The organism is Streptomyces sp. NPDC007808 (genome assembly GCF_042868655.1).
Taxonomy (GTDB): domain Bacteria; phylum Actinomycetota; class Actinomycetes; order Streptomycetales; family Streptomycetaceae; genus Streptomyces.
The window spans coordinates 470021-494098 of the sequence record NZ_JBIAEQ010000003.1; the positions used below are offsets into that span (position 1 = coordinate 470021).

The following is a 24078-nucleotide window of genomic DNA, read 5'->3' on the forward strand; positions in this document are numbered from 1 at the left end:
TGCGCAAAAAGGACTTCCGTACGAATAGGGTGTACGGACTGATCACCACCCCAGCCCCTGGAGAGCCGTGCCCCGCAGCCGCCCCACGCGCATCGTCGCGCTCGTCGCCCTGCTGCTGGCGACCGCGACGGCGTGCGGCGACGCCGGGGGCCTCCAGGGCGCGGGTCCGACGGAGACCGCGATCAGCCCGGACAAGCTCTGGCCGCAGCTGACGCCGGCGTCCAGCCCGGCCTATGTCGTCGGCGAGGTGAACCGGGAGGTCGTCAAGGGCGTCGCCGTCCCCGGGGGCGACATCCGCGAGGTGGACCCGGTGGCGGTGGTGCGCGGGGAGATCGCCGAGAGCCCGGGGGACTACGACGGCGACAAGGCGCCGTACCACCGGACCGGCAGTCTGATGGCCGACTGCGACGAGGGCGCCGGGCGCGGCCGCTGCCCGGTGCTCCAGCCGTACTACCGGGATCTGACCGGTGACGGGCGCCCCGACCTCACCCTGGGCTTCCGGCTGATGCCGGGCAACACGACCGCGGTGCGGGTCTACACCGTGGAGAAGCGCAGGCTCGTGCAGGTGATGGAGTGGGACGACGCCGTCAGCGGCGTGGAGCTGGCCGGCCGGTCGGTGATCCTGCGCTCGCCGTCGGAGGTGGCCGGATACGAGTACCGGTTGCAGTGGACCTGGGACGCCGACCAGAAGGCGATGCTGCTCACGCACGACGAGATGCTGCGCACCGGACCCCGCAAGAAGACCCCGCGCCCGGCCCCCTCCTTCTCCCCGTCGCCTGCTGCGAGCACCCCATGAGGCTCGCGCTTCCCCGGTGGGCCGGCCCCCTCGCCGTCAAGGCCGCCGTCTTCATCACGGTGATGTGCTGCGCCCTCGCCGCGCTGCTCGGCATCCTCGTGCATGTCTCGGTGACCAACCAGACCGTCGGCCAGGCCCGTGATCTCGCGCTGTCCCGGCTGGAGGACGCGACGGCGGCGTTCGAGGCCGGGGACCCGCTCAGGCCGGGCGTCGGACTCGATCCGCACGGGCTGCCCGAGTCGCTGCGCGACCTGGCGCTGGCCGGGGACCGGGGCACGGTGGTCGCCGAGCACCGGGGGCACCCCACGATGTGGGCGGCGGGCCCCGCCGACGACGAGCGTGTCCTCGCCGTCCGGGTCGACTACTCCCAGCAGGCCCGCACCATCGAGGGCCTGGACCGGGCCATCCTGTGGTCGTCGGGGCTGGCGATCGGGGTGACGGTGCTGGTGGGCGCGTTCGCGGTGACACGAGTGACGCGCCGGCTGCACGCCACGGCCCGGGTGGCCCGGCGGATCAGCGGGGGCGATCTGGACGCGCGGGTCGACGACCCCCGCACGAAGGACCCGAGCCGGCCGCAGGACGAGGTGGCCGCGGTCGCCGCCGCCCTGGACTCCATGGCGTCGTCGCTGCAGGGCAAGCTGCTCGCCGAGCAGCGGTTCACCGCCGACGTGGCGCATGAGCTGCGCACGCCGCTGACCGGGCTGCACGCGGCGGCCGAACTGCTGCCCTCGGGGCGGCCGACGGAGCTGGTGCGGGACCGGGTGGCAGCGCTGCGCACGCTGACCGAGGACCTGCTGGAGATCTCGCGGCTGGACACCGGCCGGGAGCGGCTGGAACTGGACAGCGAGCCGCTGGGGGCGCTGGCGGAGCGGGTGGTGCGGGCGTCCGGCACCGACACGGAGGTCGTCGTCACCCGGGACGTCATCGTGGAGACCGACCGGCGGCGCCTGGAGCGGGTGCTGGGGAACCTGGTCGCCAACGCGCACAAGCACGGGCGCAGGCCGGTGTCCCTGACGGTCGACGGGCCGGTCGTCACGGTGCGGGACCACGGGGACGGCTATCCGGCGTACCTCGTCGCGCACGGGCCGCAGCGGTTCCGTACGGAGGGGGGATCGCGGGGACACGGGCTGGGGCTGACCATCGCGCTGGGACAGGCGGAGGTCCTCGGAGCCCGGCTGACGTTCGCCAACGCGGCGGACGGCGGGGCCGTGGCCCGTCTCGTCCTGCACCGGCAGGCACCGGCCTGAGGCCGCGGCCCCGCGGGCGGCTGCGCCCCTATGGCCCAGCGTGACGCGCGACCCTCCAGACGGGCTCCTAATGTGGCGATTAGTCAGGTTCATCCGTCTCGCATGGAGGTCCCCATGGCCCTGCGCTCTCGCCTCGCCATATCCGTCGCCGTCGGCGCACTCGTCGCCGCGGCCTGCGCCACACCCGCCGTCGCGGATGACGAGTGGGGGTCCGGGACCGGCTCGGGCACGTCCCAGGGCGACTGGGGCGGGGGCCAGGGAGAAGGGGGCGGGAACGGACAGGGGGACGGCGGCGGGAACGGCCAAGGAGACGGCGGCGGGAACGGCCAAGGGGACTGGGGCGGTGGCCAGGGCGAGGGCGGGGGCGGGAACGGCCAGGGCGAGGGCGGAGGCGGGAACGGCCAGGGCGGCTGGGGCGGCGGTCAGGGCGGCGGGGGTCACGACGACCACCGGTTCACCCGGGGTCGCGTCACCGCCGGCACACTGCTGCTGCGCAGCGCGCCCAACCGGGGCAGCCAGGTGATCCGCACCGTCCACCGCGGGGACATCGTCAAGATCTTCTGCAAGACGCCGGGCCAGCGGGTCGACGGCAACCCGCTCTGGTACCTGCTCGCGGACGGCACCTGGGCCTGGGGATCGGCCCGGTACATCCAGAACATCGGGGCCGCGCCGCGCTGGTGCTGACACATAAGACACACAAGACGGACTATTTGGGTAAGTTCCGGACATGACCAAGGCCGGAACCACCCTGGTGGCAGCGGACGCGCCCGCTCCCGCCGCACCGCTCCCCCGGCGCCGCGGCATCGAACTGGCCCTGATCGTCGTGGCCGTCCTGCTCTCCGTGTACGGCTACTGCGCGGTCGGCCTCGCCAGGGACGGCACCGTCCCGCCCGGCGCCGCCGGTTACGGCGCCGGGCTCGGCGTGCTCGCGGTCCTCGCCCACCTGGCGGTGCGGCTGCGCGCCCCCTGCGCCGACCCCCTGCTGCTGCCGATCGGCGTGCTGCTCAACGGCCTCGGCCTGGTCCTGATCTACCGGCTCGACCTGGAGACACCGGACGACCTGGCGGCTCCCGCCCAACTCGTGTGGTCCACGCTGGGCGTGGCGCTGTTCACCGTGGTCGTCCTCCTGCTGCGCGACCACCGAGTCCTCCAGCGCTACTCCTACGTCTGTGTCGTCGCCGCTCTCGTCCTGCTCACCCTGCCGATCTTCTTCCCTTCCGTGAACGGCGCCCGCATCTGGATCCGGATCGCCGGATTCTCCATCCAGCCGGGCGAGTTCGCGAAGGTGCTGCTCGCGGTGTTCTTCGCGGCGTACCTGGCCGCCAACCGCACCGCGCTGGCGTACACGGGCCGCCGGATCCTCGGGCTCCCCCGGCTGCAACTGCCCACCGGGCGCGTCCTCGGCCCGATCGTCGCCATCTGGCTGCTGAGCGTCGGCGTACTGGTCCTCGAACGGGATCTCGGGACCTCGCTGTTGTTCTTCGGCCTGTTCGTGGTCCTGCTGTACGTCGCCACCGGCCGCACCGGCTGGATCGCCGTCGGCCTGCTGCTCGCGGCGCTCGGCGCGGTCGCCGTCGGCCAGTTGGAACCCCATGTGCACAGCAGGGTCGAGGACTGGCAGCACCCGCTCGCGTCGATCGAGGCGGGCGAGGGCCCCAACCAGCTGTCCCAGTCCCTGTTCGCCTTCGCGGCGGGCGGCGTCTTCGGCACCGGACTGGGCCTCGGACACTCGATCCTGATCGGCTTCGCGGCCAAGTCGGACTTCATCCTCGCGACGGCCGGCGAGGAGCTGGGCCTGGCCGGCCTCGCGGCCGTCTTCCTCCTCTACGGCCTGCTGGTGGAGCGCGGCTTCCGCGCGGGCCTCGCGCTGCGCGACCCCTTCGGCAGACTGCTCGCGGTGGGGCTCGCCTCGATCGTGGCGCTCCAGGTGTTCGTGATCGCGGGCGGGGTGACGGGCCTGATCCCGCTGACCGGGATGGCGATGCCGTTCCTGGCACAGGGCGGCTCCTCGGTGGTCACCAACTGGGCGATCGTGGCCCTGCTGATCCGGCTCAGCGACCGGGCGCGCAGCCGGTTCGGCGTCCCCGAGGACGCGGAGGCCGCCCGATGACCCGGCACATCCGGCACGCCGCCTTCTTCTGCGCCCTGCTGCTGGTCGCGCTGCTCGTGAACGCCGCCCGCATCCAGGTCTTCCAGGCCCCGTCCTACGACGACAACATCGCCAACCGCCGGACCACCATGGCCCGTTACGGACAGCCGCGCGGCGACATCCTGGTCGGCGGCGAGCCGGTCACCGGATCCCACGACACCCGCGAGCACCTGCGCTACGAGCGGACGTACACGGACGGCCCGATGTACGCGCCGGTGACCGGCTTCGCCTCGCAGGTGTACGGCACGACCTTCCTGGAGCAGACCGAGGACGGCGTCCTGTCGGGCACGGACCCGCTGTTGTCGCCGTTCCCGCTGTGGAACGGCACCGCCCGCGACCGCTATCCCGCCGGTGACGTGGTGACCACCCTGCACCGGGCGGCACAGGAGGCGGCGTACGAGGGGCTGGCCGGCCGCAAGGGCGCGGTCGCCGCCGTCGAGCCGTCGACCGGGCGGGTCCTGGCCCTGGTGTCGGCACCGTCGTACGACCCGTCCGTGCTGTCTGGCAACGGCTCGTCGGTGACCCGCTCCTGGAAGTCCCTGAACGGCGACCCCGACAAGCCGATGCTCAACCGGGCGGTGCGCAAGACGTATCCGCCGGGTTCGACCTTCAAGGTGGTGACCGCGGCGGCCGCCCTGGACGCGGGCGTCGTCGAGGACCTGGACGAGCCGACCGACTCCCCCGACCCGTACCGTCTGCCGGGCACCAGGACCAGGCTGACGAACCCGTCCAAGGGCTGCGCGGACGTCTCGTTGCGCAAGGCGTTCGAGTGGTCGTGCAACACCGTGTTCGCCAGGCTGGGTGTGCGGGTGGGAGCGGAACGGATGGCCGCGACGGCCAATACCTTCGGCTTCAACGACGCCGACCTGCGGATCCCGTTCCCGGTCGCCGAGAGCACCTTCGACGCCAAGGTGGACCGGGCGCAGCTCGCCCTGTCGTCGATCGGCCAGTACAACACGAGGGCCACCCCGCTGCAGATGGCGATGGTCGCGGCGGCGGTGGCGAACGGCGGGCAGGTGCGCTCGCCGTATCTGGTGGAGCGCACGACCCGGGCGAGCGGCGGCACGGTCGCGACGGCCGGTTCGCGCCCGATGCGGCAGGCCATGCGCCTGTCGACCGCCGTCCAGCTCAAGGAGCTCATGGTGGACGTGGTGCGGGAGGGCACCGGCACGAACGCCTGGATCCCCGGCGCGACCGTGGGCGGCAAGACCGGCACGGCCCAGCACGGCCTCGGCAACTCCGGGACGCCGTACGCCTGGTTCGTCTCCTGGGCGCAGGGCGACCGCGATCTGGAGCCCAAGGTCGCTGTCGCGGTGGTGGTGGAGGACGCGGACGCGGACCGGGGCGAGATCAGCGGGGGTGGGGACGCGGCACCGATCGCCCGGGCGGTGATGGAGGCGGTGCTGAGGTCACCCTCGCAGGACGGCCGTTGACGTCGGCTCCTGGATCAGGGCGGCGGGCAGGGCGACGTACGCCGTGACGCCCGCGCCCTGCGTGGGACGCAGTTCGACCTGGGCGCCGAGGCGGGCCGCGAGGGCGCCGACGACGTGGTGGCCGAGGAACCTGGTCGGGGCGGTGTGCGGGGAGCCGCCCCGGCCCGACAGCACCCGGTTGGACTCGGCCATGCGCTCCGGTGCCATACCGATCCCCCGGTCCACGACGGCCAGGCAGTATTCACCGCCGTCCCACCAGCCGTAGACCTCGACGGGCTGCTTGGGCGGGCTGAACATCAGGGCGTTCTCCACCAGCTCGGCCAGCAGATGGGACAGTTCGGCGACGCAGTGGCCGCGGACGCCGCACTGCTGGATGTCGACGGCGGCCACCCTCCGGTACTGCTCGACCTCCGCCACGGCCGACCGCACGACGTCGGCGACGGCGACCGTGCCCTTCCAGGACCGGGCCGGCGACTCCTCACCGGCGAGCACGAGCAGCGACTCGGCGTTGCGGCGCATCCGGGTGGCGAGGTGGTCGAGTTCGAACAGTTCCGCGAGGGCGTCCGGGTCCAGCTCCTGGCTCTCCAGGGCGGTGATGAGACCGAGCTGCCGGTTGAGCAGGCTCTGGTTGCGGCGCCCGAGGCTGGCCAGGGACTCGGTACTGGTGCGACGCAGGGCGGCCTGCTCGGCGGCGAGCCCGACGGCGGTGTCCTCGACATTGCGCAGGGCCGCGGCGAGACGGCTGATCTCCCGTGCTCCGCCCGGGAGTTCGGGCCGCCCGTCCCCGTCGGCGGGCGCGCTGCCGGGGTCGGCCTCCTGGATCCGCCGCACGGCCTCGGGCAGCCGCGTCCCCGCCACGGCGTCCGCCTCGTCGGCGAGGGCGCCGAGCGGCCGGGTGATGGAGCGGGCCGAGAAGAGGGCGAGCGCGACGGCGACCGCGGCGATCAGCGCCCCGAGGGCGAGGAAGCCGCCGAGCTGGCGGGTGGCGGCGGAACCGGCGTCGGCGGCGTGGGCCCGCACGTCGTCCCCGACGGCCCGCTGCACGGTGTGCAGATCATCGACGAGGGTCGTCATGTCGGCCCACCAGCGGCCCGGCGCCACACGGAGCGCGGACCCGTCGGCCCCCCGCTCGGCCCGGGCCTCGTACCCGGCGACCCGGCGCGCGGCGGCCGTACCGAAGGCGTCGTCGAGAGCGGACTCCTGCCCCTTGCCCGCCAGTTGCCGGAACTGCCCCACAGCGGCCACCCGGGCGGCGCGGACCTCGGTGAAGTCGAGGTACTCCCCGGCCCGGAACCGCCCGGCCGCGAACACCCCGTTGAGGGATCCGCGTTCGAGCGCGACGGCCTCCGTCGCCCTGGCGAGGGCCTGGAGCGCCTGTACGCCCTGGGCGATGGGCCGGTCGCCGTCCGGGGCACCGGCCGACTCGGCGTCGATGAGGGCGGTGACGGCCTCGGTGTACGTCCGCAGGGTGGCGGCGCGCTCGGCGGTACCGGCGTCGACGTCCTCACGGGTCGTGGTGAGGGCGGCCAGTGGACCGTCGGCGGACCGCAGCGCAGAGAGCGCGGCATCGGGCAGCGCGCCGCCCTCCTCGTCGAGCGCGGCGCGCAGCGCGTCGAGTGCCTCATCGGTACGTCCGCGCTGCGCCGCGACGTCGTCGCGGTACCCCTCCTCACCCCCCAGCAGCCCGTTGGTCAGTCCGCGTTCGCGCTGCACCTCCCGGACCAACTCCTGCGCCTTCAGCAGCACCCCGACCTGTGTCTCGGTCTTCCGGGCGGCGGACCAGTCGGCGGCCCGGTCGGCGACGCCGAGCCCGACGAGCGCGAGCAGCAGGCAGGTCGGTACGGCCAGCACGATGGCCATACGGCCGCGGATGGAGCTCCATCCGGGCAGTGCGGCCGGGCGGCGCAGGGTCGGGCGAAGGGTGGTCAGTACATTCCCCGTCATGCCCCGTGAGGCTACGGGCGGACCGGTCAGGGCGGGGTTTCCCGCCCGTAAGACGGCGGTGCACAGGTCCTCACGCGGCCCCCGTACCGGCTGTGAAAGAGGGCATGTGCCCATATTCTGAGACGCCCTCTCGGCGCGCCGCGCCGCCCGACCTATCGTTCGGCCCATGACGTCATCAACCGCACCGGAAGCCGCCTACGAACTCGCCCAGGTCAACATCGCCCGCCTCAAGGCCCCACTGGACTCACCGCAGTTGAAGGACTTCGTCGACAACCTCGACCCCGTGAACGCCGACGCCGAGGCGGCCGACGGCTTCGTGTGGCGGCTGCAGGACGACTCCGGCGACGCGACGGCCGTACCCGTCTTCGGTGACTCCTGGCTCATCATCAACCTGACGATGTGGCGGGACACGAACGCCCTGACCGCGTACATGTACCAGGGCCGCCACCGCGAGATGCTGGCCCGTCGCCGCGAGTGGTTCGAGCGGGTGCAGGAGGCGATGACCGCCCTGTGGTGGGTCCCCGCAGGCCACCGCCCGACGGTCGCGGAAGCCGAGTCCCGCCTCCTCCACCTCCGCACGAACGGCCCCACGCCGTACGCCTTCACCCTGCGTACGTCGTACCCGCCCCAGGGGGCCCAGCCGGTACTGGGCGAGGTGCCGGACGGCCTCGGCTGCTCGGCCTGACGCGGGGCCGGGCCCCTCAGCCCTCGGCCCCCGCCTCGACGGCGTCCGCCACCTCCGCCACCCGCTCCCGCTCCTCCACGGCGAACCGCTCGGCGTCCAGCTTCTCGGCGATCTCCTCGTCCTGGGCCATCAACAGGTCCAGGTTCGAGTCGCCCATCTCGAAGACGCCCATGTCGACATAGGCCCGCTGGAGCCGTTCGCCCCACAGGCCGATGTCCTTGACGCAGGGGACGATGCGGGAGAACAGCAACTGGCGGAACAGGGCCAGGAACTCGGACTGCTCGCTGTACTCCTCGGCCTCGGCGGTCGGGATGCCGAAGTTCTCCAGCACCTCGACGCCCCGCAGCCGGTCGCGCATCAGGTAGCAGCCCTCGATGACGAACTCCTCGCGCTCACGCAGCTCGGCGTCGCTGAGCTGCTTGTAGTAGTCCCTGAGCGCCATCCGCCCGAAGGCGACGTGCCGGGCCTCGTCCTGCATGACGTACGCCAGGATCTGCTTGGGCAGGGGCTTGTCCGTGGTGTCCCGGATCATGCCGAAGGCCGCCAGCGCCAGCCCCTCGATCAGGACCTGCATACCGAGGTAGGGCATGTCCCACCGGCTGTCCCGCAGGGTGTCCCCCAGCAGGGCCTGCAGGTTGTCGTTGACCGGGTACAGCATCCCGATCTTCTCCTGCAGGAAGCGGCCGTAGATCTCCGCGTGCCGGGCCTCGTCCATGACCTGGGTCGCCGAGTAGAACTTCGCGTCGAGGTCGGGGACGGACTCCACGATCCGCGCGGCGCAGACCATCGCGCCCTGCTCACCGTGCAGGAACTGGCTGAACTGCCAGGAGGCGAAGTGCTTGCGCAGCTCGCCCTTGTCCTGGTCGGTGAGCTTCGCCCAGTACTTGGTGCCGTACAGGGACAGCGCCTCGTCGGGGGTCCCGAGCGGGTCGCAAGGATCCACCTCCAGCTCCCAGTCGATGCGCGTCCGCCCGTCCCACTGCTTGTCCTTGCCCTTCTGGTAGAGCGCGAGGAGGCGGTCGCGGCCGTCGTCGTACTCCCAGCTGAAACGTGCCGCGCCGGTCGCCGGCACCTGCCAGAGAGGGTCTCCCGGATCTGTGACGTACAGGTCGAAAGTCGGCATGTCCCGCAGGCTCACACGTGGTAGACGCGCGGTCAACAAGTTGCGCACAAGGGATTGACGGGCTTGCTGACAGGCAGTCTCATAAGGGCATGACGACGCTGACGGAAGCCGATGCGGTCGCGGGGCTGCGCGATGCGCTCGGCCTGCTCAAGGACCGGGAGCAAGTGGCCCAGCGGCTGCTCGACTCCTCCGCCAAGCACTCCTTCGACCCGGACAAGGAGTTGGACTGGGACGCCCCCTTCGAGGAGGGCAAGTGGTTCTGGCCACCGGAACTGGTGTCGCTCTACGACACCCCGCTGTGGAAACGCATGGGCGAGGAGCAGCGCATCCTGCTCTCCCAGCACGAGTCGGCGGCCCTGGCGTCCCTGGGCATCTGGTTCGAGATCATCCTCATGCAGCTCCTGGTCCGCCACATCTACGACAAGGCCGCGACCAGCGCACACGTCCGCTACGCCCTCACCGAGATAGAGGACGAGTGCCGCCACTCCAAGATGTTCGCCCGACTGATCTCCCACAGCGGCACCCCCTGGTACCCCGTGAGCCGTGTCCACCAGCAACTGGGCCGCCTCTTCAAGACGATCTCCACCACGCCGGGCTCCTTCACGGCCACGCTGCTCGGCGAGGAGGTCCTCGACTGGATGCAGCGCCTGACGTTCCCCGACGAACGCGTCCAGCCCCTCATCCGCGGCGTCACCCGCATCCATGTGGTCGAGGAGGCCCGCCACGTCCGCTACGCCCGTGAGGAACTGCGCCGCCAGATGGTGACGGCCCCCAGGTGGTCGCAGGAGTTCACCCGGGTCACCTCCGGCGAGTTCGCCCGCGTGTTCTCGGTGGCCTTCGTGAACCCCGATGTCTACACGAACGTGGGCCTGGACAAGCGCGAAGCCATGGCCCAGGTCAAGGCCAGCGCCCACCGCCGCGAGATCATGCAGACCGGCGCCAAGCGCCTGACGGACTTCCTCGACGACATAGGAGTCCTTCGCGGGGTGGGCCGCCGCCTGTGGAAGTCGTCCGGCCTGCTGGCATGAACGAACCCCACGGACCAGCCGCCCACCGCCTCCGGTAGCCGCCCCCGGGGAGCCACCCCCGGGGGGCCGGGAACGCGCACCCCCACCGGCGACCAGCCGCCCACGGCGCGAAGGGGCCGTACCGGGGGGTGCCCGCCCGCAGCGGCCGGCGTCAAGACACAGCACCTCCTGTCCCGACCCAGCCGCCGGCCCGAGGACGGACACCCCCCGGTACGGCCCCGCACCCCCCACCAGCCCCAGGCGCCACACGCCGCCCCCACCGGACCCGCACAGCCGCCGCAGGCATCCCGCCCACCCGACTACCCTGCTGGTCATGACGCCCTCGGCACCCACCCCCGCCTACCGTCGCCTGAGCGTCGAGGAACGCCGCAGCCAACTCCTCAACGCCGCGCTCACCCTCTTCGCGCACCGTGCCCCCGAGGACGTCTCCCTGGACGACGTGGCCGAGGCGGCGGGGGTCTCCAGGCCCCTGGTGTACCGCTACTTCCCCGGCGGCAAGCAACAGCTCTACGAGGTCGCCCTGCGCTCGGCCGCCGAAGAGCTCCAGCACTGCTTCGCCGAACCCCGCGAGGGCCCCCTCCTGGGCCGCCTCACGCGGGCCCTGGACCGCTACCTCGCCTTCGTCGACGAGCACGACACCGGCTTCAGCGCCCTCCTCCAGGGCGGCAGCGTCGTGGAGACCTCCCGCACGACGGCCATTGTGGACGGCGTCCGCCGCGCCGCCGCCGAGCACATCTTCGACCACCTGGAGATCACCGACCCCGGCCTCCGCCTCCGCATGACCGTCCGCATGTGGATCACCGCGGTCGAGGCGGCGTCCCTCATCTGGCTCGACGAGGACAAGCAGCCGCCCGTGCAGGAACTGCGGGACTGGCTGGTCGAGCAGTTCACCGCCGCCCTCGCGGTCACGGCGACCAGAGACCCGCAGACCGCCGCCCTGGCCGAGAAGCTCGCGGCGGATGGCTGACACTGGTGCCGTGAAGAGCGAAGACACCCCCTTCGAGGGCGGCCCGATGGACGGCCGCGTCCTGCCCGTACTCCTCGGCATCACCGGCCACCCGCCCAAGACGTACCGCATCCCCGTCCCGGACCCGCACGGCGGCCCGCCCACCGTCCTGGTCTACCGCCGCGTCCCGCGCACGCAGGGCGCCCGCATGGGCCTCACGGCGCGCTGGAAGTACGAGTACGCCCCGGAAGGCGCCCCCACCCGCCGCCTGAACTGGCCGTGGTCCAAGCCGAACGCGACACCGGACACCACGCCGGACACCACACCGAACGCCACACCGGACACCACGCGGAACGCCACGCCGGACGGCAAGCGGGACGACACAAAGGAGTGACGTGGCTGCGCCGGACCGCGCACAGCCACCGAGCGAAGAGCGGGCGATCACCCGATGCTCACGATGCGGAGCAGAGAGCCTCTCCGCATCGGAGGTGATGACGTGTCAGGAAGGATTCTGCGTCTGGCGTGCACGGCGGTGGTGGCCGGCACGATCCTCGCACCGGCACCGGTACCGGCGATGGCGGCTCCCGAACCACAAGAGCGCTCCGTCGCACAGCTGCTGACGGACCTTCAACGTCTGTACCGGCAGACCGAGCGGGCCACGGAAACCTACAACGCCACCGAGGAGAAACTGAGGAAGCAGCGCGCCGAGGTGACCCGCCTGGAAGCGGCGCTGTCCCGCGCACGACTGTCCCTGCACGACAGCCGGGGCGCGGCCGGCCGCCTGGCCCGCCAGCAGTACCAGGACGTCAGCGACCTCTCCCCGTACGTCCGCCTGCTCCTGGCCCGCGACCCACAGCACGCCCTGGACCAGGGACATGTCATCGGCCGGCTGGCACGGGAGCGCGCCGAGACGGTCGGTCGTCTGACCGGCAGCGAGCGGAAGGCCGGTGAACTGGCCCGCAGGGCCCGCAAGGCCCTGGACGAGCGACTCGCCCTCGCCGAACGGCAGAAGAAGAACGAGGAGGCCGTACGCAAGCGTCTGAGGAAAGTCGAAAAGCTCCTGGCCTCACTGACCGCCGACCAGCTCACGGCCCTGGCGGAACTGGAGCGCAAGGGCATCGACAAGGCGCAGCGCGCGTTCATGGCCTCCGGCACCCTGGCCCAGGACGACCACAAGCCGTCCGGCAAGGCCGACCGGGCGATCCGCTACGCCAAGAGGCAGCTCGGCAAGCCGTACAAGTGGGGCGCCGAGGGCCCGAAGTCGTACGACTGCTCAGGCCTGACGTCCCGGGCATGGGCCCACGCCGGCACCCCGATCCCCCGCACGAGCCAGGAGCAGTGGGCGCAGCTCGCACGCGTTCCGCTGACCGAACTGCGCCCCGGCGACCTGGTGGTCTACTTCCCGGACGCCACCCACGTGGCCCTGTACCTGGGCAAGGGCAAGGTGGTCCAGGCCCCGCGGACCGGCGAGAAGGTCAAGATCTCCCCGATCGCGTCCAACCCGGTCCTGGGCGCCGTACGCCCCGGGATCAAGCCGCCGAAACCTCGGCCAGATACGCCTCGGTCTTCTCAGGATCGTAGAAGTAGTTCTCGAAATCAGCCGGGTCGTTGAATCCGTTGGCGAACCGGTCGGCGACCGTCTGCAGCTGCCCGGCCGCCCCGATGAGGTTGAGGATGTGCTCGGGCGGCGGCGCCAGCATCGCGTTGGTCCACTTGGTCACGTGCTGGGCGGTGGCCCAGTACCGGTCGAACGTGGCACGCATCCAGGTCTCGTCGAACTCCTTGTCGCCGTGCTCGACGATCGAGGCGAGGTAGGCGGCGGCGCACTTGGACGCGGAGTTGGAGCCCTGGCCGGTGATGGGGTCGTTCGCCACGACGACGTCGGCGACGCCCAGCACGATCCCACCGCCGGGGAGACGGCCGACGGGGTTGCGGACGGTGGGGGCGTAGCGCCCGGCCAGCGTGCCGCCGGCGTCGGTCAGCTCGACCTTGGTGGCTCGCGCGTACTCCCAGGGCAGGTACCGCTCCATGAGTCCCAGGGTCAGGGAGAGGTGCTCGGCCGGGTCCTTGACGCCGTCGAAGACGTCGAGCGGGCCGCCGGGTATGCCTTCCCAGAACAGGATGTCGGCACGGCCGGAGGTGGTCAGGCACGGCATGACGAACAGCTCGCCGACGCCGGGGACGAGGTTGCAGCGGACGGCTTCGGTGTCGGGGTGCTCGGGGCGCGGGCCGAGGCCGTGGACGTACGAGACGGCCAGGGCGCGCTGCGGCTCGCTGTACGGGGACCGCTCGGGGTCGCGGGCGAACATCTGCACCAGCTCGCCCTTGCCCGCCGAGACCAGTACCAGGTCGTACGTACGGGAGAAGTAGTCGAGGTCGCCGACGGCGGCGCCGTGGATGACGAGCTGGCCGCCGCGCTGGGCGAAGGTCTCCATCCAGCCGGCCATCTTCACCCGCTGGTCGATGGACTGCGCGTGCCCGTCGAGCCGGCCCAGCCAGTCGATCGCCCGCGCGGAGGGGCCCTCGGCCCAGGAGCCGGGGGCGGCGACGGAGACGCCGAGCCCTTCGATCTTCGGGGCCTGGGACTCCCAGAAGTTCAGCTGGAGATCGCGCTCGTGCTGCAGGGCGGTGTGGAACATGCACTGCGTGGACATGACCCGGCCGCTGCGGATCTCGTCCGCCGTCCGGTTCGACATCAGGGTGACCTCGTACCCCTGCGACTGGAGGCCGAGAGCGATCTGGAGCCCGGACTGACCGGCTCCGACGACGAGTATCTTCCGCATGCGGGGCTGTCTCCTACTCGGGGGTTTCGTCGAGCGCGTGGCCCACGAGGGCCAGGAGGGTCTCGATCACGGAGATCCGGCGACGCGCGTCCATGATCATGACAGGTATGTGCCGCGGGACGGTCAGAGCCTCCCGCACGTCCTCCGGCTCGAACAGCTCACTGCCGTCGAAGTGGTTGACCGCGACGACGTACGGCAGTCCGGAGCTCTCGAAGTAGTCCAGGACCGGGAAGCAGTCCTTCAGACGTCGGGTGTCGGCCATGACGACGGCGCCGATCGCGCCCCGCACGATGTCGTCCCACATGAACCAGAACCGCTGCTGGCCCGGCGTGCCGAACAGGTAGAGCACCAGGTCGTCGTCGAGCGTGAGACGCCCGAAGTCCATGGCCACGGTGGTGGTGGACTTGCCCGGCGTGGCGGTGAGGTCGTCGGTGGCCTCGCTCGCCTCGGTCATCAGTGCCTCGGTCTGCAGCGGCGTGATCTCCGAGACGGCGGTGACCAGCGTGGTCTTGCCCACGCCGAAGCCGCCGGCCACGACTATCTTCGTGGCGATGGGCGCGCGGGTGCGGTCCGTCTGCCAGGACTTCAGGTCCTCGTCGGGCTCGACGAACGGGGTGGTACCGCCGACAACGGAGGCGGCGTCAGAGACGACGGAGTCCACTCAGCACCCTTTCCAGCAGCGCGCGGTCCGGCCGGCCCGTGCCATGACCGGTTCCGGTGCCGTACACACGGATCTTTCCCTGGTCCGCGAGGTCGCTCAGGAGCACGCGGACCACGCCGAGCGGCATCTTCAGCAACGCGGCGATCTCGGCCACCGTGCGCATACGGCGGCACAGTTCGACGATGGCCCGCATCTCCGGCATGACCCGGGAGCTGAGGGACCCATTCGTCAGTTCCTTGCGCTCCTCGCCGGCCTCCAACGCGGCCGTGCTGCTGACGAACGTCTCGACGAGCAGTACATGGCCGAAGCGGGTACGGCCGCCGGTGAGCGAGTAGGGGCGCACCCGGGCGGGCTTGCGGTCGCCGCCGCGGGTGGGGAGCAGGGGCTTGGTGGGCGGCTTCTTCGGCAGGTTGCTCATCGGGTGCTCCCTGCCGACGCGGTCTCCAGGGATTTCCGGAGCTCGCTGCGCAGTTCGGGGGTGAGGACGTGGCCGGCGCGACCGACGAAGAGCGCCATGTGGTAGGCCACCACGCTCATGTCGCAGTCCGCCGACCCGTGCACGCCGAGCAGCGAGCCGTCGCTGATGGACATCACGAACAGGCTGCCCTCGTCCATCGCGACCATGGTGTGCTTGACCCCGCCGAACTCCATCAGCCGGGCGGCGCCGACGGTGAGGCTGCCGATGCCGGACACGACGGTGGCGAGGTCGGCTGAGGAGCCACGGGGGCCGCTGGGCCGGTCGGTCCTGGCCTCGCGGGCCGCGGTGTTCCGGGCGTGGTCGGAGGAGAGCAGGAGCAGGCCGTCGGAGGAGACGACGGCGACCGACTGGATGCCCGGCACCTCCTCGACCAGATTCGTCAACAACCAGTGCAGGTTGCGGGCTTCACTGCTCAGTCCGAAGGTACTGGGCGCGGTCAACTGCTTGCCTCCTCGACTGTGCCCCCCGTGGCTGCTTCGGATTCGGTGCTCGGTGTCTTGCTCTGGCCGGTCTGCTCGGCGATCTCCGCCCGTACGTCGCGGTACCCGGCCTCCGCTCCCTGGCGGAAGCCACCCAGCCTCCTGCGGAGGGCTTCGGCGTCGACCCCGGCGGTCCGCTGTCGCGGGGCCGGTGCGGGTGCGGTGATCTTCGGGGTGCGCTTGGGGAGGCCCTTGTCGGTGAGCAGGTCCTCGTCCGCGGTGCGGGCGTGTTCCGCCTCGGCCTCGACCTCGGCCTCGGTCCCCGCCTCGGCTTCGGCTTCGGCTTCGGCTTCGGCTTCGGCTTCGGCTTCGGCTTCGGCTTCGGCGGGAGTGTCCTCGCCGTCCGCGGCCGCCGGTTCGGGGGTCGTCTGCTCCCCCGTCGGCTGCGCCGGGATCAGCAGCTCCATCGTGGTCTCGGCGGGATGCTCCCGCTCCCGCTCGGCTGCCGGCTCCGCCTGCTGCCGCTCCGTCGCCGGCCGTACGGCGTCCGTGCTCTCCTCGGCGGCTTCCGGCTCCCGTACGGCCCTTTCGGCCTCCGCAGGCTCCGGTACGGCACTCTCCGCGCCGTGACCCTCCGCGTCGTGCCCCTCGGCGTCGCGACCCTCCGCCTCGCCGCCCTCCGCGTCGCCGTTCTCGCGCACCGCCTTCTCGGCGAGGGCCACCAAGGGGTCGCTGCTCTTCGCCCGTCCGTGCAGGAGGTTGGAGTTGGCCTCCGCGTCGGCACCCGGCAGCGAGAAGGCCTGGGCACCGGCGTGCTGCGGCGCCTGGGACGGGACCGCGGCCGCGGGGGCCGTCGCGAGCAGGCTCCCCGGCAGGACCGCGACCGCCGCGATGCCGCCCTGCTTCTGCTCGCGCAGCTGGACGCGGATGCCGTGGCGGTGGGCGAGGCGGGCGACGACGTACAGGCCGAGTCCGAGGCCCTCGTCGCCCTCCTGGTCGTAGGTGGCCTCGGGGTCGAAGTCCGCGAGGCGGGAGTTGAGGCGCGCCAGCCGCTCCTCGGTCATGCCGATGCCCTCGTCCTGGACCGAGAGCATGACCTCGCCGCTCTCCAGCAGCCAGCCGGAGATCTCGACGGGCAGGTCGGGCGGGGAGAACGAGGTGGCGTTCTCCATCAGCTCGGCCAGCAGGTGGGAGAGGTCGTCGGCGACGAAGCCGGCCAGATGGGCGTGCGGCGGGAGCGCGGCGATACGGACCCGCTCGTACCGCTCGATCTCACTGACCGCCGCGCGGACGACGTCGACGAGCGGCACCGGCCCGGCGTGCTGCTGGACGTGTTCGGTGCCGGCGAGGACGAGGAGGTTCTCGCTGTGCCGGCGCATGACCGTGGCGAAATGGTCGAGCTTGAAGAGGGTCGCCAGCCGGTCCGGGTCCTGCTCGCGCTCCTCCAGCCCCTCGATGACGGCGAGTTGCCGCTCGACGAGGCCGAGGGTGCGCAGCGCGAGGTTCACGAAGGTGCCGCCGATGCTGCCGCGCAGCCGCTCCAGCTGGGCGGCGGAGTCGGCGAGTTCGGCGCGCAGCTGCTCGCGGGCGTCGGCCATCTTCTGGCGCTGTCCCACCAGGTGCTTGCGGTCCGCCTCCAGCGTGGTGATGCGCTCGTGAAGGGCGGCGGCGTGCGCGTGCAGGGCGTTGACGGAGTCGACGACCTGGGCGAACTCGTCCTTGCGCCCGGTGAACTTGACGGGCTCCTCGGCCGCCGGATCCTCGGCCTTGGCGAGCCTGGCGGAGCCGAGCCGCAGGACGGCCAGGGGGCGGGTGAGGCTGCGGGCCATGCCGGTGGCGACACCGACGGCGAGCAGCATCAGAGCGCCGAGGACCGCGATCCGGATCTCCAGCGCCGTGACGTCGTCGTCGCGCAGTTCCTCAAGGGCCTTGGTGCGGCGGTCGTACAGGGCGGACTCCACACCGCGCATCAGGTCGACCCGGGCGGAGAGGGCGGCTTCGGCGCGCCGGACGTCGGTGGCCAGGTCCCGGTCGGTGAAGGCGGGCTGGTCGGTGAGGGCCGCCAGGTACTTCTCGGCGCTGTTGACCTCGGGGCCGGTGACCGTGGAGTCGTACGAGGTACGCGCGGCCTTGGGGGCGGTGTCGTGGAAACCGGCGAGGGCGGCGTCGGAGCGCAGCCGGGCCTGCTGGGCGGCGGCGCTGAGGGCGGCGCGCTGCTTGGCGTCGGCCTCCGAGGAGGTCTTCCGGGTGGTCGCGAGCCCGGTGACCGGGTCGATGACCGTCTCGGTGGTGGTCGGCACGCTGAGGGCGGCGAGCAGCAGCCCCCGGGCGGCCGCGGCCTGCTGCACGGCGGAGTCCAGCTCGGCCAGGGCGTGGGCGCCGGCGCCCGCGCGCGGCGGCATCTGCTCGGCGAGCCGCTCGGCGAGCCGGTGCAGTTCGGTGATGGCGGCCGAATAGGCGGCGTGCGCCTCCAGCGCGGTGCTCTTGCCGGTGAGCGCGGACCGGCGCACGGCCGCGATGCCGTCGAGGTCGTCGCGCAGCGAGGCGGGTGCGTCGGTGTCGGTGCGCAGTTCCTCGACCTGCCGGTCGACGCGGGCGCTGCGCTGCTCGCTGGGTGCCTTGGACTTGGGCCGGCCGGCGGCGATGTAGGAGGTGACCTCGTCGCGTTCGTCGGCGAGGGAGTGGGCCAGGGTGAGCGCGTCCTCGGTCTGCTCGGCGAGGGTCACCAGTTCCTGGGAGTCGTGCAGTTGCCCGGAGGCGGCGACGATCGAGGGCGCACCGGCTCCGGCGATGGCGGCGGCCACCACGGCCACGGCGACGATCAGCCGGTTGCGCACGTGGGTGGGGCGCCCCTTGCCGGCGGGTGCGGCGTCGGTCGTGGTGCCGGGAGTGGGCTGCGTGGCCCCCGCGGAGGGCGACTGCTTGCCTGAGCGACGAGGCCGCATCTTCTGCACCGGTGCTCGCATTCCTGACTCGTGATACCCATGGGTTCGGATGACGCTCCGTCAACTACCGCTGACCTCGCGTACACCCCTCCCCCAAGCTCTCGTCTCTGCGCGAGCAGGGGGTGCCCTCACCGGTCCCCGACCCTCCCAGTGCCGGTGGGCAACGGTCGCGCATCACCTGACCCGCCACCCGAAGGAGTGAACCCCGGAGGGGAGTTGGCGGGCAAGTTCCTCGGGCTCGTGCACGGGCCTTGCGCGGCGGGCCGGTTGGACGTCTGCGGCAGGCGATGGCAGTATTCGCCGCCACGCCTCCCCGGAACTGACCATTCCGCCCCAAAACCGGCGTCCGACCTGCGCGCCCGCACCCATTCGGCAATCGATGCAGGCCCTTTGCGAACCTTGTGAAGGGCTCGTGCAGACTGACCGGATGCGAACTGAGCTTGTTTCGGTACCCGGTCATCCGGCCCGCCCCAACGAGGACTTCACGAGTGTCGCGCTTCCCGCCTCGGGACAGGGCGGCGCGCTGGTGGTCCTGGACGGGGTGACACCGCCGAGGGAGGAGACAGGTTGTCTGCATTCCGTTCCCTGGTTCACCGCACGGCTCGGCGGAGCACTGACCGAACTGACCGTTTCACTCCTGGATGTTCCCCTCGTGGACGTCCTGGCCGCCGCCATCGCACGTACCGCCGACTCCCACGCCGCAACCTGTGACCTTTCTCACCCACGCACCCCACAGGCAACCGTCGCGCTGGCGCGGTGGACGGAGGCGACGGTCGAGTACCTGGTCCTGTCGGACTCCGCGCTTCTGATGGAGTCCCCCGACGGCACGGTCTCCGCGCACCTGGACGACCGTCTGGCCCTCCTCCCCCGCGCGTCCCTGGCCACGGACGCGATGATCGACGCCCACATCCGCAACAAGGAGGGTGGCTTCTTCACGGCCGCCGCGGATCCGACGGTGGCGGCACGGGCGGTGACGGGGGCGCTGCCGCGTACGGAGGTGCGGGCGCTGCTCGCCATGACCGACGGGGCGACACGGTGGGTGGAGACGTTCCGGGAGGGGGACTGGGAGGACTGCTTCACCTACGTACGGAAGGAAGGGGCGCGGGCGCTGGTGGAGCGGGTGCGGACGCTGGAGTCGGCGGACGCCGAGGAGCGCGCGTTCCTCGGGCGGAGCAAGACGCATGACGACGCGACGGTGGTGTACGCGCAGTGGTGAGAGGCGGGAGCACCCGGCGGCACCGCGGGCCCCGGCCGGAAGCTACTTCTCCATGCCCCGGTTCAGCTGGTTGAGCAACCGCGCCAGCTCGGCCACCTCACCCCGGTCCCAGTGGGAGAGCTGCTCGACGTACCGCGCCCGCCGGGCCTCGCGCACCTTGGAGACCCGGCCGCGGCCCTCCTCCGTGAGGTGCACGAGCCATGCCCGCCCGTCGGCGGGGTCCGGCTCCCGGGCGACCAGGCCCAGGTCCTCCAGGGCCCGCAGCTGACGGGACATGGTGGCCTTGCCGACGCCGATGTACGCCGCGAGCTCGGTCGCCCGCTGGCGGCCGCACTCACCCAGCCGGACCAACAGGCCGTACGCCGCGGGCTCCAGGTCCGGATGGACCTCGCGGGCCATCTCGCCCTGCTTGGCGCGGGCGCGCCGCAGGAGCACCGTCAACTCCCGTTCGAGATCGAGGAACTCGGGCCGGCCCGGGCCACCTCCGGGCACCCCGGATCCGACTCCCCGTCCGTCGCCGTTCCCGTTGTCGTGCACGTCAGCCCCTGCCTTGATTCCCGGTCCCGGGGATGTGGCCGACCGCCGCGGTCGTCACCCCTGCTCCTTCAGTATTTCGCAGGCCGGGACCGACGGCAGCCTCCGGATTCCCCTCTCACCTGCTGTTCCGCGTGCGTGACGGCAGCGCCGAACGTGCGAGCGGCATGTACGCGACATCACCGTAGCCCCAGCCGTGGCCCGCTCCTCCACCGAGCGGTTGCGGGCCTTCGGAGGCACGCTGTTGCCCGTGCACAGACCTGAACCGCTTCGCGTCCGGGGCCCGTACCTCACCGGGCTCCTGCTCACCGCCCTCACCCTCCTCCTCACCGCCCAGACCGCCCCCGCCGCCGCCCGCGACGAGGCCCCACCCCGCGGCTCCGCCCACATGGGCATGGGGGTCGCGGCCCACGACGGCGTGCACGGCCTGCCCGCCGGCACCAAGGCCGCGCAGACCGAAGGCGTGGACGTATCCAGCCACCAGGGGTACGTCGACTGGCCGACCCTGTGGAACAGCGGGGTGAAGTGGGCCTACGCGAAGGCCACCGAGGGGACCTACTACACCAACCCCTACTTCGCCCAGCAGTACAACGGCTCCTACGACATGGGCATGATCCGCGGCGCGTACCACTTCGCCACCCCGGACACCACCGATGGAGCAACCCAGGCCGACTACTTCGTCGACCACGGCGGCGGCTGGTCCCGCGACGGCCGGACCCTGCCGGGCGTCCTCGACATCGAGTGGAACCCGTACGGGGACGCCTGCTACGGCAGGACACCGAGCGCGATGGTCACCTGGATCCGCGACTTCCTGACCCGGTACAAGGCCCGCACCGGCCGCGACGCCGTCATCTACACGGCAACCAGCTGGTGGACCCGGTGCACCGGCAACCACAGCGGCTTCGCCACCGCCAACCCGCTGTGGATCGCCCGGTACGCGGCGACGGTGGGAGAACTGCCGGCGGGCTGGAGCTACTACACGATGTGGCAGTACACCTCCTCCGGCCCGACGGTCGGCGACCACAACAAGTTCAACGGGGCACTGGACAGGCTCCAGGCGTTGGCCAACGGCTGACCCGGAGCCGTACCGCCCGCTGCTCAGGGCGAAGGGCCCGGGCCTCCCTCACGGGACCCGGGCCCTGCCCCTGCGGCCGCGTCCGTCACGCCGCGACCGGAACCTCGGGCGCCGCGCCGTCGGTGGCCGGCGACAGCGCCAGTTCCAGGACCTGGCGGACGTCGGTCACGGCGTGGACGTCGAGCTTGTCCAGCACCTCGGCCGGGACGTCGTCCAGGTCGGGCTCGTTGCGCTTGGGGATGATCACCGTGGTGACCCCCGCCCGGTGTGCGGCCAGCAGCTTCTGCTTCACACCGCCGATGGGCAGGACGCGGCCGGTCAGCGAGACCTCACCCGTCATCGCCACGTCCGTGCGGACCAGCCGGCCGGAGAGCAGCGAGGCCAGTGCCGTCGTCATGGTGATGCCCGCGCTCGGGCCGTCCTTCGGCACCGCGCCCGCCGGGAAGTGGATGTGCACACCCCGGTCCTTGAGGTCGGCGACGGGCAGTTCGAGTTCGGCGCCGTGGGAGCGCAGGAAGGACAGGGCGATCTGCGCGCTCTCCTTCATCACGTCACCCAGCTGGCCGGTGAGGGTCAGGCCCGCCGCGCCCGTCTCCGGGTCGGCCAGCGACGCCTCCACGTACAGCACGTCGCCGCCCGCGCCCGTCACCGCCAGGCCCGTCGCCACGCCCGGCACGGCCGTGCGGCGCTCCGCCGGGTCCTGCGCGGACTCGGGTACGTGGTGCGGCCGGCCGATCAGGCCGCGCAGATCGCCGTCCGTGACGGTGAAGGGCAGCTCCCGCTCACCGAGTTCGTGCTGCGCCGCGACCTTGCGGAGCAGCCTCGCGATGGACCGCTCCAGGTTGCGGACGCCCGCCTCGCGCGTGTACTCACCGGCGAGCCTGCGCAGGGCTCCCTCCTCGATGGCCACCTCGTCCTTGTCCAGACCGGCCCGTTCCAGCTGGCGCGGGAGCAGGTGGTCACGGGCGATGACGACCTTCTCGTCCTCGGTGTAGCCGTCCAGGCGGACCAGCTCCATACGGTCGAGCAGCGCCTCCGGGATGGCCTCCAGGACATTGGCGGTGGCGAGGAAGACCACGTCGGACAGGTCCAGCTCCACCTCCAGGTAGTGGTCCCGGAAGGTGTGGTTCTGGGCCGGGTCCAGGACCTCCAGCAGGGCGGCCGCCGGGTCGCCCCGGAAGTCGGACCCCACCTTGTCGATCTCGTCGAGGAGGACCACCGGGTTCATCGACCCCGCCTCCTTGATCGCCCGCACGATCCGTCCGGGCAGCGCCCCGACGTAGGTACGGCGGTGGCCGCGGATCTCGGCCTCGTCGCGGACACCGCCGAGGGCGACGCGGACGAACTTGCGCCCCATGGCATGCGCGACGGACTCGCCGAGCGAGGTCTTGCCGACGCCGGGCGGGCCGACGAGGGCGAGTACGGCACCGCCGCGCCGCCCGCCGACGACGCCGAGCCCACGGTCGGTTCGGCGCTTGCGCACCGCCAGGTACTCGGTGATCCGCTCCTTCACGTCCTCCAGGCCGGCGTGCTCGGCGTCCAGCACGGCCTTCGCGCCCCGGATGTCATAGGCGGAGGCCTTGTCATCGGTCCGTTCGTTCCACGGGAGTTCGAGCACCGTGTCCAGCCAGGTCCGGATCCACGACCCCTCGGGCGACTGGTCGCTCGCCCGCTCCAGCTTGTCGACCTCCTTGAGCGCGGCTTCGCGCACCTTCTCCGGCAGGTCGGCGGCCTCCACGCGGGCGCGGTAGTCGTCGGACTCCTCGCCCTCCTTCTCGCCGTTCAGTTCGCGCAGTTCCTTGCGCACCGCCTCCAGCTGACGGCGCAGCAGGAACTCGCGCTGCTGCTTGTCGACGCCCTCCTGGACGTCCTTGGCGATGGTCTCGGCGACGTCCTGCTCGGCGAGGTGGTCGCGCAGTTGCCTGGTGGCGAGCCGGAGGCGGGCGACCGGGTCGGCGGTCTCCAGGAGCTCCACCTTCTGTTCGGTCGTCAGGAAGGGCGAGTATCCGGAGTTGTCGGCGAGCTGGGACACGTCGTCGATGGCCTGGACGCGGTCCACGACCTGCCAGGCTCCGCGCTTGCGCAGCCAGGCGGTGGCGAGTGCCTTGTACTCCTTGACCAGTTCGGCGACCTGGCCGGGCAGCGGCTCGGGCGCGCTCTCGTCGACCCGCGTCCCCTCGACCCACAGCGCGGCACCCGGCCCGGTGGTGCCGGCCCCGATCCGCACGCGGCCCCGGCCGCGGATCAGGGCGCCGGGGTCGCCGTCGGCCAGCCGGCCGACCTGTTCGACGGTGCCGAGCACACCGGTGCTCGCGTACGTCCCGTCGATGCGCGGCACCAGCAGAACCCGTGGCTTCCCCGGCTGCGACCGGGCGGCGGCCTGAGCGGCCTCCACCGCGGCGCGCACATCGGCGTCGTTCAAGTCCAGCGGGACCACCATCCCGGGCAGCACGACCTCGTCGTCGAGCGGCAGCACGGGCAGGGTGAGCGGTGTGAACGCCGTGGACTCAGCAGCCATGATCTCCCCTTCGGCAGTCAAGTTGAGTTATGCCGACTCAATGCACGGCGGGACCCGAATGTTCCCCGGACCACGTTCGCTGTGAGCGATCATCGTTG

The 24078-nt window shown here is 72.0% G+C and carries 21 protein-coding genes; 12 read left to right on the forward strand and 9 right to left on the reverse strand.

Annotated elements, in window-relative coordinates; all coding sequences use genetic code 11:
- The first annotated feature begins 67 nt into the window (after window positions 1-67).
- The 5 genes from ACFYNL_RS13865 (at window position 68) to ACFYNL_RS13885 (ending at window position 5625) form a co-directional block, all read left to right on the forward strand.
- A complete protein-coding gene (locus tag ACFYNL_RS13865) occupies window positions 68-796 on the forward strand; it encodes a hypothetical protein (protein ID WP_388801692.1) in 729 nt (242 codons plus the stop codon).
- Complete coding sequence (locus ACFYNL_RS13870; RefSeq protein WP_388801694.1) at window positions 793-2043, forward strand: ATP-binding protein; 1251 nt, start codon at window positions 793-795, stop codon at window positions 2041-2043. Before ACFYNL_RS13865 ends, ACFYNL_RS13870 begins: the two co-directional genes overlap by 4 nt.
- Window positions 2044-2157: 114 nt before the next feature.
- A complete protein-coding gene (locus tag ACFYNL_RS13875) occupies window positions 2158-2727 on the forward strand; it encodes an SH3 domain-containing protein (RefSeq protein ID WP_388801697.1) in 570 nt (189 codons plus the stop codon).
- Window positions 2728-2770: 43 nt separating this feature from the next.
- Entirely contained in the window at window positions 2771-4153 is a 1383-nt protein-coding gene (locus ACFYNL_RS13880) for an FtsW/RodA/SpoVE family cell cycle protein (protein WP_388801699.1), read from the forward strand.
- Entirely contained in the window at window positions 4150-5625 is a 1476-nt protein-coding gene (locus ACFYNL_RS13885) for a penicillin-binding transpeptidase domain-containing protein (RefSeq protein ID WP_388801702.1), read from the forward strand. The genes ACFYNL_RS13880 and ACFYNL_RS13885 overlap by 4 nt, the downstream gene beginning before the upstream one ends.
- Here ACFYNL_RS13885 and ACFYNL_RS13890 read toward each other — a convergent pair.
- Entirely contained in the window at window positions 5602-7569 is a 1968-nt protein-coding gene (locus tag ACFYNL_RS13890; RefSeq protein WP_388801705.1) for a nitrate- and nitrite sensing domain-containing protein, read from the reverse strand. The two genes, ACFYNL_RS13885 and ACFYNL_RS13890, sit on opposite strands and share 24 nt — an antisense overlap.
- Before the next feature lie 166 nt (window positions 7570-7735).
- Between ACFYNL_RS13890 and ACFYNL_RS13895 the strand changes: the two genes are divergently transcribed.
- Complete coding sequence (locus ACFYNL_RS13895; protein WP_388801707.1) at window positions 7736-8254, forward strand: DUF3291 domain-containing protein; 519 nt, start codon at window positions 7736-7738, stop codon at window positions 8252-8254.
- A 16-nt stretch (window positions 8255-8270) separates the two neighbouring features.
- On the opposite strand, the gene ACFYNL_RS13900 is transcribed toward ACFYNL_RS13895, so the two are convergent.
- Complete coding sequence (locus tag ACFYNL_RS13900; RefSeq protein ID WP_388801710.1) at window positions 8271-9377, reverse strand: ferritin-like domain-containing protein; 1107 nt, start codon at window positions 9375-9377, stop codon at window positions 8271-8273.
- 89 nt (window positions 9378-9466) lie between these two features.
- On the opposite strand from ACFYNL_RS13900, the gene ACFYNL_RS13905 reads away from it, so the two are divergent.
- The 4 genes from ACFYNL_RS13905 (at window position 9467) to ACFYNL_RS13920 (ending at window position 12963) form a co-directional block, all read left to right on the forward strand.
- Window positions 9467-10405 carry a diiron oxygenase gene (locus ACFYNL_RS13905; protein WP_388801712.1) on the forward strand — a complete coding sequence of 313 codons (939 nt, stop codon included), beginning with the start codon at window positions 9467-9469 and terminating at the stop codon, window positions 10403-10405.
- A 313-nt stretch (window positions 10406-10718) separates the two neighbouring features.
- Window positions 10719-11372 (forward strand): TetR/AcrR family transcriptional regulator, encoded by a 654-nt coding sequence (locus tag ACFYNL_RS13910; protein ID WP_388801715.1) that lies wholly within the window; start codon window positions 10719-10721, stop codon window positions 11370-11372.
- Complete coding sequence (locus tag ACFYNL_RS13915; RefSeq protein ID WP_388801718.1) at window positions 11365-11745, forward strand: hypothetical protein; 381 nt, start codon at window positions 11365-11367, stop codon at window positions 11743-11745. Before ACFYNL_RS13910 ends, ACFYNL_RS13915 begins: the two co-directional genes overlap by 8 nt.
- A gap of 102 nt (window positions 11746-11847) precedes the next feature.
- On the forward strand, window positions 11848-12963 hold the full coding sequence (locus ACFYNL_RS13920; RefSeq protein WP_388801721.1) for an NlpC/P60 family protein: 1116 nt from the start codon (window positions 11848-11850) through the stop codon (window positions 12961-12963).
- Here the strand turns inward: ACFYNL_RS13920 and ACFYNL_RS13925 are convergent.
- The 5 genes from ACFYNL_RS13925 to ACFYNL_RS13945 are packed head-to-tail and all read right to left on the reverse strand — an operon-like array spanning window position 12881 to window position 18658.
- Complete coding sequence (locus ACFYNL_RS13925) at window positions 12881-14134, reverse strand: styrene monooxygenase/indole monooxygenase family protein (RefSeq protein WP_388801724.1); 1254 nt, start codon at window positions 14132-14134, stop codon at window positions 12881-12883. The genes ACFYNL_RS13920 and ACFYNL_RS13925 overlap by 83 nt on opposite strands.
- 13 nt (window positions 14135-14147) lie before the next feature.
- Complete coding sequence (locus ACFYNL_RS13930; RefSeq protein WP_388801727.1) at window positions 14148-14795, reverse strand: ATP/GTP-binding protein; 648 nt, start codon at window positions 14793-14795, stop codon at window positions 14148-14150.
- On the reverse strand, window positions 14776-15213 hold the full coding sequence (locus tag ACFYNL_RS13935) for a DUF742 domain-containing protein (protein WP_388801730.1): 438 nt from the start codon (window positions 15211-15213) through the stop codon (window positions 14776-14778). Before ACFYNL_RS13935 ends, ACFYNL_RS13930 begins: the two co-directional genes overlap by 20 nt.
- Window positions 15210-15713: a roadblock/LC7 domain-containing protein gene (locus ACFYNL_RS13940; RefSeq protein WP_388801732.1), complete on the reverse strand. Its 504-nt coding sequence runs from the start codon at window positions 15711-15713 to the stop codon at window positions 15210-15212. Before ACFYNL_RS13940 ends, ACFYNL_RS13935 begins: the two co-directional genes overlap by 4 nt.
- The gene (locus tag ACFYNL_RS13945) at window positions 15710-18658 is read right to left on the reverse strand and encodes a nitrate- and nitrite sensing domain-containing protein (RefSeq protein WP_388801735.1); all 2949 of its coding nucleotides are present in this window, start codon (window positions 18656-18658) and stop codon (window positions 15710-15712) included. The genes ACFYNL_RS13940 and ACFYNL_RS13945 overlap by 4 nt, the downstream gene beginning before the upstream one ends.
- 406 nt (window positions 18659-19064) lie before the next feature.
- Between ACFYNL_RS13945 and ACFYNL_RS13950 the strand changes: the two genes are divergently transcribed.
- The gene (locus ACFYNL_RS13950; RefSeq protein WP_388801737.1) at window positions 19065-19853 is read left to right on the forward strand and encodes a protein phosphatase 2C domain-containing protein; all 789 of its coding nucleotides are present in this window, start codon (window positions 19065-19067) and stop codon (window positions 19851-19853) included.
- Between the two features lie 42 nt (window positions 19854-19895).
- Here ACFYNL_RS13950 and ACFYNL_RS13955 read toward each other — a convergent pair whose 3' ends face one another.
- The gene (locus tag ACFYNL_RS13955; protein WP_388801740.1) at window positions 19896-20390 is read right to left on the reverse strand and encodes a MarR family winged helix-turn-helix transcriptional regulator; all 495 of its coding nucleotides are present in this window, start codon (window positions 20388-20390) and stop codon (window positions 19896-19898) included.
- 241 nt (window positions 20391-20631) lie between these two features.
- Between ACFYNL_RS13955 and ACFYNL_RS13960 the strand changes: the two genes are divergently transcribed.
- Window positions 20632-21462 (forward strand): lysozyme, encoded by an 831-nt coding sequence (locus ACFYNL_RS13960; protein ID WP_388802705.1) that lies wholly within the window; start codon window positions 20632-20634, stop codon window positions 21460-21462.
- An 85-nt stretch (window positions 21463-21547) separates the two neighbouring features.
- Here ACFYNL_RS13960 and lon read toward each other — a convergent pair whose 3' ends face one another.
- Window positions 21548-23980, reverse strand: a complete 2433-nt coding sequence (lon, locus tag ACFYNL_RS13965) for an endopeptidase La (protein WP_388801742.1) — start codon at window positions 23978-23980, stop codon at window positions 21548-21550.
- Between the last annotated feature and the right edge of the window lie 98 nt (window positions 23981-24078).

Bases quoted from the DNA above. Each gene is read 5' to 3' on its own strand.
- ACFYNL_RS13870 (WP_388801694.1), top strand. From the start codon at position 793: ATGAGGCTCGCGCTTCCCCGGTGGGCCGGCCCCCTCGCCGTCAAGGCC.
- ACFYNL_RS13875 (WP_388801697.1), top strand. From the start codon at position 2,158: ATGGCCCTGCGCTCTCGCCTCGCCATATCCGTCGCCGTCGGCGCACTC.
- ACFYNL_RS13880 (WP_388801699.1), top strand. From the start codon at position 2,771: ATGACCAAGGCCGGAACCACCCTGGTGGCAGCGGACGCGCCCGCTCCC.
- ACFYNL_RS13885 (WP_388801702.1), top strand. From the start codon at position 4,150: ATGACCCGGCACATCCGGCACGCCGCCTTCTTCTGCGCCCTGCTGCTG.
- ACFYNL_RS13890 (WP_388801705.1), bottom strand. From the start codon at position 7,569: ATGACGGGGAATGTACTGACCACCCTTCGCCCGACCCTGCGCCGCCCG.
- ACFYNL_RS13895 (WP_388801707.1), top strand. From the start codon at position 7,736: ATGACGTCATCAACCGCACCGGAAGCCGCCTACGAACTCGCCCAGGTC.
- ACFYNL_RS13900 (WP_388801710.1), bottom strand. From the start codon at position 9,377: ATGCCGACTTTCGACCTGTACGTCACAGATCCGGGAGACCCTCTCTGG.
- ACFYNL_RS13905 (WP_388801712.1), top strand. From the start codon at position 9,467: ATGACGACGCTGACGGAAGCCGATGCGGTCGCGGGGCTGCGCGATGCG.
- ACFYNL_RS13910 (WP_388801715.1), top strand. From the start codon at position 10,719: ATGACGCCCTCGGCACCCACCCCCGCCTACCGTCGCCTGAGCGTCGAG.
- ACFYNL_RS13915 (WP_388801718.1), top strand. From the start codon at position 11,365: ATGGCTGACACTGGTGCCGTGAAGAGCGAAGACACCCCCTTCGAGGGC.
- ACFYNL_RS13925 (WP_388801724.1), bottom strand. From the start codon at position 14,134: ATGCGGAAGATACTCGTCGTCGGAGCCGGTCAGTCCGGGCTCCAGATC.
- ACFYNL_RS13935 (WP_388801730.1), bottom strand. From the start codon at position 15,213: ATGAGCAACCTGCCGAAGAAGCCGCCCACCAAGCCCCTGCTCCCCACC.
- ACFYNL_RS13945 (WP_388801735.1), bottom strand. From the start codon at position 18,658: ATGCGAGCACCGGTGCAGAAGATGCGGCCTCGTCGCTCAGGCAAGCAG.
- ACFYNL_RS13950 (WP_388801737.1), top strand. From the start codon at position 19,065: ATGCGAACTGAGCTTGTTTCGGTACCCGGTCATCCGGCCCGCCCCAAC.
- lon (WP_388801742.1), bottom strand. From the start codon at position 23,980: ATGGCTGCTGAGTCCACGGCGTTCACACCGCTCACCCTGCCCGTGCTG.